This window comes from uncultured Gimesia sp. (genome assembly GCF_937919775.1).
Lineage (GTDB): Bacteria > Planctomycetota > Planctomycetia > Planctomycetales > Planctomycetaceae > Gimesia.
In genome coordinates this window covers 1-14,409 of sequence record NZ_CALFPF010000730.1, presented here as the reverse complement: position 1 = coordinate 14,409, position 14,409 = coordinate 1, and the positions used below count along the sequence as shown (strand labels likewise).

The following is a 14,409-nucleotide window of genomic DNA, read 5'->3' as shown; positions in this document are numbered from 1 at the left end:
TACCTGAAGGTGGTCAGGATGTTTAAGTTCGGTTGGTGCACCGTTGGTGCACCGCTGGTGCACAATTGGTGCAAACACCAAACAGCTGAACGAAGTGTGTGGTTGCAGAACCGATAAAACATCGAAGTAAGCAACTGTTTTATTTTCAATGAGTTACGCACCATTAGGTTTATTTTCGTCGCGTTGAAATCAGTTTTGAAACCACCCAGGCGGAGAGTCCCCCCCTCTCCGCTTTTAATCAAAGCCGTTGATCTGTAATTTACAGATCAACGGCTTTTTTTATATGTGGCCTGTACCTGTGTTTCCTCAGAAGGTAGTTTGTGGTATCGGGATGCTACTCTGGATGGGTTTGGAAGTACCGAAAATGAAAGTAAACTCAACGGCATTTTTTAATCACCAAACACGAAAGGTTTTCCGACACCATTTAGTCCTCGATTATGATGAGAATGACAATTGATCCTGGCAACTCTTCCTGGGCAAATCCTTCATGGCACGTAACTGGACTCGTGACGAACTGATTCTGGCGATGAGCCTTTATTGTCGCTTACCTTTCGGGAAGTTTCACAAAGGAAATCCCGAAGTCATTCAACTGGCTGAAAGCATTCAGCGAACGCCCTCCAGTGTTGGCATGAAGCTCTGCAATCTGGCGTCTCTTGACCCGGTCCAGCAGGAACGAGGTGTCAAAGGACTTTCAGGTGCTTCGAAATCTGACCGAGCAATCTGGCAGGAATTCCACTCTGACTGGGAAGGACTTGCGGATGAGAGTCTGCGTCTCGAAAGGGAGTATCACCTTCAGCCTGCAGAGGTCTTTGTTGAGGAACAGCCGCAGTTTGGAGGCGAAACCGAATCGACTCGCGTTACGAAAGTCCGGCGTGCCCAGCAATTCTTTCGTTCGACCGTTTTGGCTTCCTATGACTACCGCTGCTGTGTGACGAACATCGGAATCAAAGAATTACTCATTGCAAGCCACATTATTCCCTGGAGTGAAGATCCAACCAAAAGAGCAGATCCTCACAATGGGCTCTGCCTGAACGCCCTCCACGACAAAGCCTTCGATCGCGGTCTGATTACACTGGATGAGGAATACCGCCTGATCTATTCTCAACTACTGCGAGATTCTTTGACGGTTGATGCAATGAGCCGGTTCTTCAAACCATATGAGGGCAAGCAAATCCACTTTCCATCGCGGTTCCTTCCAGATCAGGTCTGTCTTCAGGGACACAGAAATCAAATCTTTGTTGCATAACCCTCGCGTTTTAGCAATGTAACTTTATTCGGTGCGGGTGTTTGATGTTTGTCTGCTGGCGATCAGGCGATGAGATCGTGAATGATGCGGGCTTCGGGGACGACGGTGTGGGGGCGGTTGAGCGTGTCGTACAGCATGTGGTGGTGGTCGACGCCGAGCTGGCGATAAATGGTCGCCACGATATCGCCGGGAGAGACCGGGCTGTGCGTGGGCGTTGCACCCGAGCGGTCGCTGGCACCGTATACAAAGCCGGATTTGAAACCGCCGCCGGCCAGCAGGATTGAGTAGCAGGAATTCCAATGATCGCGGCCGGCGTTGTTGTTGATTTTGGGGGTGCGTCCAAAATCACCCAGTACAGCGACCAGGGTTCGTTCCAATAACCCGCGCTGTGCGAGGTCTTCAATCAGACTGCTGCAGGCGGCATCAAACTGCGGCAACAAGGTTGTTTTCAGAGCATTAAAATTCTGGCCGTGCGTGTCCCATGTGGCGTTGGCGTGCGGCGCCCACGACATCGTCACCACGCGCGTTTTCGCTTCGATCAGTCGCCGCGCCAGCAGCACGCTTTGTCCGTAAATATTTCTGCCATAACGATCACGCACGACGTCAGGTTCTTCGGTCAGTTTGAATGCCCGTTGTGCCTGGTTCGACGTCAGCAGATCAAATGCCTGCCTCTGAAAATCGTCCATCGAGGCCAGCGTCTGATCTGCATCCACTCCCAAACCACGATCGAGCGATGACAGCAGGCCGCGGCGGGCGTTCATTCGCTCCTGTGCCAGACCTGCCGGCAGCGCCAGATTGCGGACATGAAATTGAGGTGCGTTGGGATCGTCGAGGACCCAGAACGGATCGTATGTCGCGCCCATGAAACCGGCCAGAAAGCCAGGTTGTAAAGGTCCGGCGGCTCCCTCTTTCGTTTTATAAGGGAGTGTAATATAGGGGAGCGAGCCGGAGGGTGTGGGACGCAGCTTGGCAAGGACGGCACCTGGGGAGGGATGATCATTCGGTTTGGCACCGCCCCCCTGTTCGCCGCGATCATGGCCGGTAAGTGCGGCGTACACAGCCGCGGCGTGGGAATTATTGACACTGTGATTCATCGACCGCACCAGCGTCACATGATGCATCTGTCGGGCCAGGAGCGGCAGATGTTCGCACACGTTGACTCCGTCGAGTGAGGTGGCAATCGGGTCGAACTCTCCGCGAATTTCAATCGGTCCGGACGGCTTCATGTCCCACATATCGAGATGGCTGGGCCCGCCATTCAGAAATATGATGATACAGGCATCCGCTTTCGGCGTCAGACCATCGACCACACTTTGCGCTCTCGAAGCGCGTGACGACAACAACTGAGGCAGCGAAATTCCGATGGTGCCCAGCCCACCCGCACGCAGTAATTCACGTCGTGACAATCGGCGCTCTGACATACTGTCATTCATGGTCGATTTCCTGTTCCTCGAGGGTCGCCAGTCGAACAAGTTCTCATCAATCCGGAATCGTAGTTTCAGACTATGGAAACGGACTCCGTTTTTCTGACACTTGCCTTAGGCATTGGGAGCCTGAACTCGATTCAGGCCCGGACAGAGTTTTATTTTAACAACGCACGCACCCTCTCGTCCAGCACGTCATTCAAACTCCCCGGTTTCTTTGCCACGATTCTGCTGCGACGAAGGAACGATCGGTTCCTGCTCCACCAGCAGATCCAGAGGCATGCCGGTATTAATACTCCGCAGGAGATTCATTTGATCTTCAACGACAAGTATCTGAGGCATTACCGCGCGACCCAAAACAAATTCATGCAGGACTGGCGTCAAGAAGACAGACAGCCCGTCTTCAGATTGCATGATCAACCATGCGCGTACATGAGAGAAGCCTCATGCATCCCAGATAAATTCGAAGTAATCTTATGTGGCAATTCATTTCGGATGAAGCAACTTTGTGAGACACTCAGTTAAAACGTTCCGGCGCGTTGAATTGCCCCTGTGAGTGACTCAAGATGAGCGACCGGCTTTCAGAAAGTCGACTCAGGGGCCATGTTCTCATTTTTCGCCGGAGTGTCGCTCCCGTTTCAACTTCAGCAGCAACCGTGGTTCGTCGGTGTAAAGGCGTTCGACCCCCTGCTGCAACATTTGCTGCATTAACTCCGGATCGCTGACGGTCCAGGCGCCGACTTCGAGGCCGGCAGCTTTGATTTTCCGGATCTTCTCCGGGGTGACGCCCTGATAATTCAGGACCAGGGCTTCGAAGCCGCGCGCTTGGGCGATCTTGATGTCATCCTCAATATTCGTGTCGGCACCGCGATCCCAGAATACGGGAATTTCCGGCGCGAGCTGTTTGACTTGCGACATATAGATCAGACTGCCGTCATTGAAACCGACCCAGGGTTCCATTTTGAGCTGCTTCACCAGCGCGATCGCTTCTTTCACACAGTCTGCTTTGGGTTGCAGTGAGACGCGCGTGCGGTGCTGCTGCCTGACCAGTTTTAAAACGTCTGCGAGCAGCGGCATCTGCTCGGGCGGGCATTCCCGTTTTGTTTTGTGATGACGTTTGCGAAAGTCGGTTGCGACATCGACGGTTTTCAGTTCGGCGTATGTGGTGTCCGCAACAGTCAGATCTTTGTCGCCGACCCGCCCGGTGGTTTTGTCGTGTGTGACGACGAGTTTGCCCTCTTTCGTGAGAAAGAGATCCAGTTCCAGCCAGTCCGCACTGACCTCAATACCACTCCGAAACGCGGGCATGGTGTTCTCCGGAAACTCGCCGGAATTACCCCGGTGTGCGGTCACGCCGTTCTGTAAAAATGTGGGGACCTGATGTTCCTCTGCGGCGGTCACTGTATTCGCAGTCAGAAAATAGACCGTAAGCACGAACAGCGAAAACAACTTCATCAGCAATCACTCCGAAACGATTTGTGCGGCGGGGGTCAGGAATGCGTTTATCATGACACAGACAACAGTCAATTCCAAGCGGCTGATAAGATCACCGTGTCGAATCGTGTGGGTCTTTAAGAAAACTTCACGAATCGAGGTTTGCAGCAAACGCGAGGAAAGATCTTGCGATATTCGAGCCGATTCTGGCTTTGTTTCACCAATCCGCCTGTTTTTACGACATGCAGAATCGGAGCAATCGGTTACGAAATCCACAAATTCGTTGACTCTCAAAATGGGAAGAATTAGGATTGAGTTACGTTGGAGGGGAAGGATTCCCGATATTTCAAGTTTCTTTTTTCAGGAACCAGGCTGATGATCAGATCGAGAATCATGAAAGCAGGCGTTTGTGTTGTGGCGCTCATGCTGCTGCTCACAGGAGGCCAGACGGCTCACGCCGGTGTGACCAAAGATGCGGCGAGCAAGTATCTCAAAGATGTGCAGCAGGGAAATCCCGGTTTTAAATCGGTTGGCAAAATCACATTTGGTCCCGGCGGCTTGCTGGTGGTGGCGGACCCTGCGAAAGCGACGATTACGGTCATCGACACGCACGACGTGGGACCTCTGAAAAAACTCGAACGGAAAGTTCCTCAGATTGATATCGCGGTCGCCGCCAGTTTAGGTGTCGAACCGGATCAGATCGAGATTGCCGACATGGCCGTCAATTCACAAAGCGGCAAAGTTTATCTGTCCGTGAATCGTAAAACGGACGGACAGCCGGCGATCCTCGTGATCGACGCCCAAGGCAAAGTGAAAAACTTTGATCTGGCGGAAGTCGATTACATTCAGGTCGCTCTGCCCGGCGGTGAAGAGTCCAAAATTCGCAACATTACCGGCGTCGCGCTGGCCAGCGATCGCCTATTAGCGGCTGCCCAGTCGAATGAAGAGTTCGCGAACAAAATCTATTCGATTCCCCTGCCGTTAACGCATGGAACCTCAGCCGACATTTACAGCGCCGAAACGTATCATGTGGCCCATAAGAAATGGGAAACCAAAGCGCCGATTCAATCGTTCGTCCCATATTCCAATAAAGGCAAGAATTACATCGTCGGTGCGTTTGCCTGCACGCCGATCGCCAAGTTTCCGCTGGATGAACTGCAGTCGGGCAGCAAAGTCAAAGGAACAAGCGTGGTCGAACTCGGTTCGGGCAATCGTCCGCTGGACATGCTGACCTACGAAAGTGACGGCAAGGAATGGCTGCTGACCAACTCGTTCCGCTTCCACTGGAAAAAGAGCATGTACGGTCCGAGCAAATGGTGGGGTGTGCGCGTCAACATGGATTACCTTGACGCGGAAAATGTGAACGAAGAAGCCGCCCGCCGCGATGTGAAGCAGACGAAAGGTCCGGACGGAATTGAAATCGTCGATCAACTCGCCGGTGCCGTGCATATCGACAAACTGGACAAGAAAGAAATCGTCGTGCTGCGTGATAATGACGGGCACCTCGATCTGGAAATTGCACAACTGCCGTAATGGAAATGGAATGTTGTGTCTGATTCACAGGCTCTTTTCTGTTCTGACCAAGTGTAGAAAAGAGCCTGTTTTGATAGTGCTTTCAAAAAACATGAGCGGAATGGCGCTAGCCACCGTTTTTGAACCAGGTTCCCAACACACAAACGGCGGCTAGCGCCGTACCGCTCATGAGTGAGAGTGAGCAATGCGTTTTTCGAATTCTGTAAGGAATGTCTGTATCTGAATTCAAGTTTTTTTTGTTCGGTTTCAGAAGCGGGAAAGAGTCTGTTTTTTACCACTGCAGCAACAAATCTGAGCGGAATGGCGCTAGCCACCGTTTTTGAACCAGGTTCCCAACACACAAACGGCGGCTAGCGCCGTGCCGCTCACAGGTAGTGAAATCTCATGGCTAAATGGCACGCGTTTCTAAAGTCGAGACCACTCTCCTTTGTGTTGCTCTTCCTGTTTGGAACAGTGCCCTTGATTGATCAAACAAGGGCAGCCGGTGCGCCTGACAATGAACTGTTTCAACTCTCAATTGAAGCAAACGAAACTGATCCCCGGCTCTGTCTGTTCGTGGTAACGGCTGCAGAGGAACGATTCTGGACAACTCTGAAAATGGCAGACGAGGAACAGTTCCAGCGTGTGCTCTCACTGAAACAGGAATCTCAGACCAACGGTAAACTGCCGACGATGTTGGGCCGCTATCAAATCAAAGATCGGCGTCTGGAATTCAAGCCCGCGTTTCCGCTGGTGTGGGGCGGGCGTTATCAGGCAGTCTTTAATCCCGGCGTATTGAAACTGACCACGAAAAAACCGGATCAACGTTTGAGCAAAACGTATGTGATTCCCCTGCCCGATTCCCAGCCGCCGCGCGTACTGGCGATTTATCCGTCAGGAAAACAACTGCCTGCGAATCATCTGAAATTCTATATTCAATTTTCCGAGCCGATGCAGCAGGGGGAGATCTTTGAATACTTTTCGCTGTTCAACAAATCGCAGAACCAACAGGTGCCCCGCCCGTTTCGGCATACCGAACTCTGGTCTCCCGACGGCAGACAATTGACACTCTGGTTTCATCCCGGCCGACAGAAGGTGGGCGTAAATCTGAACGTCGAACTGGGGGCGATTCTGAATGCGGGTGACGAATATGAATTACGCATCAACCCGAAATGGGCCGCTTTGTCCGGCCATCCGCTCGGGACAGAGATCAAAAAAGAATTCAAAGCCGTCACGATGGATGAACGTCAGCCGAAGATCGCAGAATGGAAATTCAACACGCCCCGACCGGGAACTCTTGAGCCGCTCGTCTGCGAGTTGGGCGAGCCACTCGATTATGCGTTGCTCCGCAGTCAGTTGGCCATCAAAAACGCGAACGGAGAGCCTGTGCCAGGAAAAATCGAACTCGCCGCGCAGGAATCGATCTGGCGATTCGTTCCGGAAAAACCGTGGCAGGCGGGTCGCTACCAACTCGTGGTTGGCACGGTGCTGGAAGATCTGGCGGGTAACAGCATCGCGCGTCCGTTTGCCATTGATCTTTCGCAAACAGAACCCACGGCTCCCGAAGTCGGTGAATTTGTCACGCGGGAATTTCTCATCTCGAAATAATCAAAGGTTCTCTGATGCTGCAGCGCTCCGCCTTCGTTTTACTGTTTCTGTGTTTGTGCGTCCCCGCGTCCCCTGCAGCCGAACAACCCAACATTGTGTTCATCCTGGCCGACGACCTCGGCTGGAAGGATCTCGCCTGTTATGGTGGCACACTGGCCGACACGCCGCACCTGGATCGGCTGGCGTCGGAAGGTATGAAATTTACGAACGCCTACTCGCCGGCCCCCATCTGCTCTGCTTCGCGGGCGGCAATTCTGACCGGAAAAACTCCCGCGCGGCTGCATTTTGAATTTGTCACGAAACCTGCCAGAACAGACCCGCCGTTTCGGGATTTGCTGCCGCCTCCGTATACACGGGACCTCCCATTGAAAGAGATCACGCTGGGGGAAATGCTGCAGCAGGCACACTACGCGACCGGCTTCTTCGGGAAATGGCACGTCAGCGAACATTACAAAGCGTATCTCGGCTGGAGTCCGACGCATGGCCCGAAACAGCAGGGTTTTCAGACAGCCGTCGAAACCTTCGGCAGTCATCCGTATGCGAAACAGTTCGACTGGAAACCGGGCGATTTTCAAAAAGACGAATTTCCGCCGGACGCGGTGACGGAGAACGCGATTCAATTTCTGAAACAACCCCGGGACAAACCGTTTTTTCTGTATCTGTCTTACTTTCACGTACATACGCCGGTCCGCTCGCCGACCGACTGGCTGGTAAAAAAATATGCAGATAAAGCGGCCGCCGGTCCGGGCGATCCGAAACTTCGCACGCATTACGGCGCGTTCGTTGAAACGCTGGATCATTACGTCGGACAGGTGCTGGCTGCGTTAGATCAGAATGGTCTGCGCGATTCGACGCTGGTAGTTTTCACATCCGATAACGGCGGTCATCCCGAGTATGCAGACAACGGACCGCTGCGCGGGAGCAAATGGAACCTGTATGAAGCGGGCATCCGTGTGCCATTTCTGGTGCGCTGGCCAAAACATGTCGCTGCTGACTCGGTGTGTGCGGTTCCCGTCAGCGGCGTTGATCTGTTTCCCACCTTCTGCGAAGTCGCAGGCGGGGACTGTGCTGATCTGACTTTGGACGGCAAAAGTCTCGTGCCCTTATTCGAAGACAAATCGGAAGACTGGCCGAGCCGCGCACTGACCTGGCATTTTCCCTATTACCATCCGGAGAAGGGATACACGAAAGCGAAAGAAACAATCGGCGTGAACGACTTCGCGGTCAGCAAGACGCGACCGGTGTCTGCGATTCGTGTGGGGGACTGGAAACTGCTAAAGTTTTATGAATCGGGAAAACGGGAGTTGTACGATTTGCGCAGCGATCCCAGCGAGCAGCAAGACTTGAGCTTGCGTCAGCCCCAGCTCACGGCGCAGCTGGGTACACAACTGAAACAGATGCTGCAGAACATGCAGGCGCGGTTTGCGACGGATATTATTACGGATCAGCCCAAAACGGATTAACCGAGTTCCACAATCGGGGCGGAAGGTCCTTCGACCAGTGGTGTGGGACGTCCGCCCGGTTTGATCCAGTGTCCATAGGGATCGATGCCCAGTTTCTTGAAGACGGTCGCACCGAGGTCTCCCGGTCCCAGACGTCGTTCGGCAATTTCACCGCCGCGTCGATCTGTGGCGCCGATTACCTGACCGCCGGGCACACCCGCACCCGCTGCGAGCATCGACATCACCGGGGTCCAGTGACCACGGCCGTTGGTTTTGGTAATGACCGGCCCGCGGCCGAATTCGCCGAGCACGAGCACGAGCGTTGAATCGAGCAGGCCCCGCTCATCCAGATCGCTGACGAGAGTAGCGATTCCGTGATCGAAGACTGGCAGCATCGGCTTGAGACCTTTCTCAATGCCGCCCCATTGGACTTCATCGCCGTGATGATCCCAGTGGCCCCAGGCATCGCTCATTGTAATGAAGGTCACGCCGGCTTCGACGAGGCGGCGGGCCAGCAGCGATTTCTGTCCGAACGAATGGCTGCCGTACTTCTCCCGGACCTTTTGCGGTTCGAGGTTCACATCAAAGGCTTTGGCGACATTGCCCGAGAGGACCATGTCGTAAGCTTCCTGCACATAGCGATCCTGCAGGGAAAGTTCGGGCGAGAGCTCTGTATGTTTTCGCAGTTGGTCAAACTGGCGGCGTAATGTTTCACGGTCACTCAGGCGGGACGTTGTGACACCATCGGGCATCCCAAACTTGCCTGCCGCTTTGACGCCGTCTAAGGGTTCATAACGATGCCCCAGATGACCGGCACCGTAAATGTCTGCCGCCATACTATCGGCGAGTGCCACGAAACCAGGCATGCCGGGAACATTCGGTCCGCGAAATTTAGCCGCCACCGAACCCATCGAGGGATACCCGCCGCCGTCGCGGTTGTCATTCGTGCGTTGTGATTTAGGATTAGCGGCCTGAAACGTGGTTGGTGTATGATTACTGGTGCTGGCATCCATCGAACGAATGATGGCGAACTTATCCATCATGGCGGCCTGCAGGGGCATATGCTCGCAGATCTCAATCCCATTCACGGAAGTCGCGATCGGATTAAAGGGCCCCCGGATTTCTGTCGGTGCCTGCGGTTTCAAATCCCACATATCAAGCTGACTGGGTCCGCCCGAAAGCCAGATCATAATCACGGACTTCGCTTGAACTTTCTGAGAGACCTGGGCCTGAGGTGCCGCTGTTGCCTGTCGCTTGAGTAATTCGGGAAGCGTCAGCCCCGCGAAACCTGCCATCCCTGTCTGGAGAAACCAGCGACGGCTGCCGCTGCGAATCAGATCCGCACCGGGGGCGAATGCAGAAAACGGACTGCCACTCTGGTGATGTCGGCCGTGTGGATTATTTGGAATAGGGACTGGTTGGGACATCCGAATTCTCCCGTGATTAAATCGGCGATTCGATTATTTATTAGGCTTAGATAAAAACAGCTTCTGATATAAAGAAGACCTGTTTCTCTCTTCCCTCTGTGGTGAGCGGCTCAGGCAGGGACCCGTATATGCATCAGCATACACAAATATGATCGGAAACAACAACGGGAATTTTCATTCTATTATTAATAAAACTCACAATATATCCAAGTGAACACATTCAAGCCGGTGTATTCCGGCGTATTTAAGTCAATTTGAGGAGCTTGATCGCGTTTTCACGGTAGATTTTGGTGCGGACGGCGTCGGGAATTTCGATTTTCTGGAAGAGTTCGAACTGGGGAACCTGCTGTCCCGGTGCCAGATAATCGGTGCCGAACAGAATGCGATCTTGTCGACGCACCAGGAATTCCTGTCCGAACACCATGTCGCGGGAGATGGCGTTCGCACCGGAACCGGCGGAAAGATCGCCGTAGATATTCGGATAACGGGTCATCAAGTCATCGATGGCGCCTCCCGGTTTGACTTTTGATGTGGGATAACCGCCCAGTTCTTTGGGAGTCAGACCGCCGGAAATCGAGGCCCACCAGCCGGGACCGTGACCGATGAAATTGAGTTCGGGGAATGTTTTCAGCGCATTCTCCAGTCGCTTGAGACCGGGCACATCTTTGCCGCGAATGTTATCGATGTGAAATAATAGAGGAATGCCGACTTCCTGGCAGGCTTCGTAGACGCGCATCATCAAAGGATCATCAAAATCCAGACCGACTTTGTGTTCGCCGAAGCCTTTCGCCCCCTGATCGACCCAGGCTTGAATCATGCCGACCAGAGCTTTGACGCTGCCGGCATGTGTGGTGCGCGGGTCGACAGAACAGAACGGAATGATCCGATCCGGATACGCTTTGGCAGCTGCCAGAACGGATTCGGTGGTCTGCAGGTATTTGGTGGATTCGGGTGACGTCAAAGGCATGACGACCGATTTTTCGATCTGAAACTCGTCCATCCAACTCAATAACGCTTCGGGTGACAGATTCTTTTTCGGGTCGGTATAAGTGCCGATGTGGGTGTGGACGTCAATGATCCCAGTGCCCGCTTTGATGTTCGGATCAGCGGCTTTGATCTTGCGGACGGGTCCTAAACCGGCGGCACAACCGAGGCCGGTGAGGAACAGGGATTTCGAAAATTCACGTCGGGATAAGTTCATGCTGCATTCCTGTGGGTGGGTGGTTTGAAGGAAGGTCCACAACTCGCGCACTTTCCATTCAAAACAACTGCCGCAGGAATTACAAGGCCGGAATCCGATTTAACGGGGAACGCGGCGACGGTTTTCGATTTTGATTTGTTTGACGCCTTTAGGTGTCTGCTTGGCGTGTTGAATGCGTGCGTGCAGGATCTGTGATAATTCGTCGCGCAGCAGTTTTGTCTCCGGATCCTCTGCCAGATTTTTCATTTCGGCGGCATCGTTACTGTGATCATAGAGTTCGACACCTTCGCTGCCATTCTCGCCCCATTCGGTGTAACGGAAGCTGGGCGTGCGCAGGCTGTATCCATTTTCATACTGTGTTAACGCGGTTTTGCGTGAAGCGGCTGTCGCATCTTTGAGTGTCGGAACCTGACTGATGCCTGACAATGACGGCGGAGTTTTCAGGCTGCATAATTCTGCCAGCGTCGGATAAAAATCGACCATTTCCGCAGGAGAAGTAGCAGTCTGCCCTTTGGCAGTCACACCGGGGCCGGCGAAAATCAGCGGGACGTGGGCGGCGTTTTCAAACAGCGTGGTTTTCTGCCAGTGCCCGTGTTCCCCCATATGATAACCGTGATCAGACGTGAAAACGACAATCGTATTTTCATCCAGGCCCGTTTCTTTCAAGGCAGCGAGAATGTGTCCGATCTGGGCGTCGGCGAAGGTGATCGAAGCGTAATACGCCTGAATCGCCTGGCGTGCCAGTTTGTCTGGCAGATTGATCTGATCCTTTTTGCGGTTCACCGATTTGCGGGCCGGCAGAGGAATCGTATCGAGATAACCGTCCGGAATTTGAGGGACGTTGATCTGCTCTGTCGGATACTTTTCGAAATAGATTTTCGGAGCGACATAAGGCGTGTGCGGTCGATACAGGCCGACCGCGAGGAAGAAGGGTTGTTTACTTTTCGCAAACTGTTTGAGTTGTTGAATCGCGGTGTCGGCGGCGATGCCGTCGGTCTGTTCGGCGTCGGTCCCGTCGGCGGCGAGCCAACTGAGAGTGCCGCCAAAGCTGCCGGGGGTCAGGCTGAAGATCAGGTCTTCATCGTCAACATCTCGTCCACGAGGATTGAAGGTCTGATTCCAGGAAAAGGGGTCATCATGTCCTCCGGTCCCGATATGTTTGGGAACATTGTAGTGATAGATTTTTCCCACACGGGTGGCGAAGTAACCCTGATTGCGAAACATCTGCGACATGGTCTGCACGTTGGGAACATGTTCGCGGACATAGATGGCGTTCCGGTGAATCAGCGTCTGATCGGGGTACATGCCCGTCATGAACGACGCCCGGCTCGGCCCACACAGCGGGTATTGACAGTAGGCATTCTGAAACCGCACCCCCCGCTGCGCAAGCTGATCAATATTCGGAGACTGCACCTGCGGATGACCATAACAGCCCAGATCACAGTTCAAATCATCACAGATCAGAAACAGGACGTTGGGTTTCGTTTCTGCGGCAGACGAAATTGATGTCGTGCATTGAATCAAGAATACAAAACAGAAAACGCTTGAGATGGATCGACCGAGGCTGTGGATCATGAATTCGCTCCGTTGTAATAAAGGACGGCTCTCACTGTGAGATATTATCCTATCAGACGACGAAACCGATTTCAGCAAAGAAAGCCGGACTCGAGGCGAAGTTTTTCAATACCCGGAAGAGCCACTGCTTAACGATGGGCCTTCGAAATGAAGGCTTCCATCATGCTCAGCGTTTCGGGACTGACGTGGTGCTCAATGCCTTCGGCGTCGGTCGATGCGGTTACTTCACTGACGCCCATCGCGACCAGGAAACTCAGCACGATTTCATGACGTCGGCGGGAATCTTTCGCCAGTTTGGCCCCTTTACTGGTTAATTCGACCGGACTGTAAGGCTCTGTCGTGGCGTAACCATCGCGCTGCAGACGGGCCACCGTGCGATTCACGGTGACATGACTCACGGCGAAATATTCCGCAAGATCTTTGACCCGGCAGACCCCCTGCTCTTCGATGAATTCGGCAATGGCTTCGACATAGTCTTCCGCAATTTCCGTAGCATGATCCACACGCGTGCGCTCGTGCTGATTCTTGGGCGTCTGTTTTTTTGCCATCCTGGAGTGCCTTTGGTCTCATTAAAAATATGTGGGGCAATATCTTACCCTGATTTACGATCCTTTTACAGTCCAGACGGAATGAAATATCATGGCATGCGAATTAGTAAATGAGCGGAATGGCCCCAGCCACCGTTAAACGAAACCGGTTTTGGTCCACAAAAAACGGCGGCTGGCGCCGTGCCGCTCAGAAAGTGGTACTGACACAATCATTTTTTCACAAACAAAAAACCTCGGGCACTCTCCAATGTTGAGAGCACCCGAGGTTAATATAGATTAGCAACAAAACCGGCTTACGCTGACTTGAGTAAGCTGTCTTTCTTTGCAGAATGAATCGTCCCGTCTGTTAAGCTCAGGGTTCGTTTCGCACATTTGGCGGCTGAGAGATCGTGTGTCACCATCACGATCGTGCGGCCTTCTGCGTTGAACTGAGCCAGAAACCCCATGACCTGATCTTTCGTCGCCGGATCGAGATTGCCCGTAGGTTCATCGGCCAGAATCATCGCCGGATCATTGGCCAGCATGCGTGCCAGCGCGACGCGCTGCTGCTGACCGACACTCAATTCGGCCGGTTTGTGAAACATGCGATCCTGCAGACCGACTTTGTGCAGCAGTTCTTCTGCCCGTTGCTGCTGATGCTCAGAATTTTTCTTCGCCAGCAGCATCGGCACCTGCACATTTTCCATCGCCGTCAGATAAGGAATCAGATTGAATGTCTGAAACACAAAGCCGATCTGATTCTGCCGCAACGCCGCCCGTGATTCGATTGGCAAATCGTAGACTGATTCTCCATCGAGCAGAATACGCCCTTCTGACGGAGCCGACATCGCGCCCAGAATAGAGAGCAGCGTCGTTTTGCCACTGCCGCTGGGTCCGATGATGGCGACATAATCGCCACGCGGAATTTCCAGGTTTGTGGTATTCAGAGCGACCACTTCATCCTGCTTCTTGTTGCGATAAATTTTTCGAACAGATTCTAACTGTAACATCGA

12 protein-coding genes are annotated in these 14,409 nt (G+C 53.2%); 4 read left to right on the top strand and 8 right to left on the bottom strand.

Annotation, left to right across the window (positions count from 1 at the left end):
• Positions 1 to 487: 487 nt before the first annotated feature.
• A complete protein-coding gene (locus Q0294_RS20610) occupies positions 488 to 1,246 on the top strand; it encodes an HNH endonuclease (RefSeq protein WP_299469214.1) in 759 nt (252 codons plus the stop codon).
• A 62-nt stretch (positions 1,247 to 1,308) separates the two neighbouring features.
• On the opposite strand, the gene Q0294_RS20605 is transcribed toward Q0294_RS20610, so the two are convergent.
• The 3 genes from Q0294_RS20605 to Q0294_RS20595 form a co-directional block, all read right to left on the bottom strand.
• Positions 1,309 to 2,679 carry a DUF1501 domain-containing protein gene (locus tag Q0294_RS20605; protein ID WP_299469213.1) on the bottom strand — a complete coding sequence of 457 codons (1,371 nt, stop codon included), beginning with the start codon at positions 2,677 to 2,679 and terminating at the stop codon, positions 1,309 to 1,311.
• Between the two features lie 186 nt (positions 2,680 to 2,865).
• The gene (locus Q0294_RS20600) at positions 2,866 to 3,084 is read right to left on the bottom strand and encodes a hypothetical protein (RefSeq protein ID WP_299469212.1); all 219 of its coding nucleotides are present in this window, start codon (positions 3,082 to 3,084) and stop codon (positions 2,866 to 2,868) included.
• A 195-nt stretch (positions 3,085 to 3,279) separates the two neighbouring features.
• Positions 3,280 to 4,125, bottom strand: coding sequence for a glycerophosphodiester phosphodiesterase family protein (locus tag Q0294_RS20595; protein ID WP_299469211.1), 846 nt, complete (start codon positions 4,123 to 4,125; stop codon positions 3,280 to 3,282).
• A gap of 354 nt (positions 4,126 to 4,479) precedes the next feature.
• Between Q0294_RS20595 and Q0294_RS20590 the strand changes: the two genes are divergently transcribed.
• The 3 genes from Q0294_RS20590 (at position 4,480) to Q0294_RS20580 (ending at position 8,687) form a co-directional block, all read left to right on the top strand.
• A complete protein-coding gene (locus Q0294_RS20590; RefSeq protein ID WP_299469210.1) occupies positions 4,480 to 5,637 on the top strand; it encodes a hypothetical protein in 1,158 nt (385 codons plus the stop codon).
• 384 nt (positions 5,638 to 6,021) lie between these two features.
• Positions 6,022 to 7,224, top strand: coding sequence for a hypothetical protein (locus tag Q0294_RS20585; RefSeq protein WP_299469209.1), 1,203 nt, complete (start codon positions 6,022 to 6,024; stop codon positions 7,222 to 7,224).
• A gap of 14 nt (positions 7,225 to 7,238) precedes the next feature.
• Positions 7,239 to 8,687, top strand: coding sequence for a sulfatase (locus Q0294_RS20580; RefSeq protein WP_299469207.1), 1,449 nt, complete (start codon positions 7,239 to 7,241; stop codon positions 8,685 to 8,687).
• Here Q0294_RS20580 and Q0294_RS20575 read toward each other — a convergent pair.
• The 5 genes from Q0294_RS20575 to Q0294_RS20555 form a co-directional block, all read right to left on the bottom strand.
• Positions 8,684 to 10,093, bottom strand: coding sequence for a DUF1501 domain-containing protein (locus Q0294_RS20575; RefSeq protein WP_299469205.1), 1,410 nt, complete (start codon positions 10,091 to 10,093; stop codon positions 8,684 to 8,686). The two genes, Q0294_RS20580 and Q0294_RS20575, sit on opposite strands and share 4 nt — an antisense overlap.
• Before the next feature lie 244 nt (positions 10,094 to 10,337).
• Complete coding sequence (locus Q0294_RS20570) at positions 10,338 to 11,294, bottom strand: amidohydrolase family protein (protein WP_299469203.1); 957 nt, start codon at positions 11,292 to 11,294, stop codon at positions 10,338 to 10,340.
• Positions 11,295 to 11,393: 99 nt separating this feature from the next.
• Positions 11,394 to 12,869 carry a sulfatase gene (locus tag Q0294_RS20565; RefSeq protein WP_299469201.1) on the bottom strand — a complete coding sequence of 492 codons (1,476 nt, stop codon included), beginning with the start codon at positions 12,867 to 12,869 and terminating at the stop codon, positions 11,394 to 11,396.
• 128 nt (positions 12,870 to 12,997) lie between these two features.
• Positions 12,998 to 13,417, bottom strand: coding sequence for a manganese-binding transcriptional regulator MntR (mntR, locus tag Q0294_RS20560; RefSeq protein ID WP_299469199.1), 420 nt, complete (start codon positions 13,415 to 13,417; stop codon positions 12,998 to 13,000).
• 293 nt (positions 13,418 to 13,710) lie between these two features.
• A partial coding sequence (locus Q0294_RS20555) for an ABC transporter ATP-binding protein (RefSeq protein WP_299469197.1) occupies positions 13,711 to 14,409 on the bottom strand: 699 nt, incomplete at its 5' end.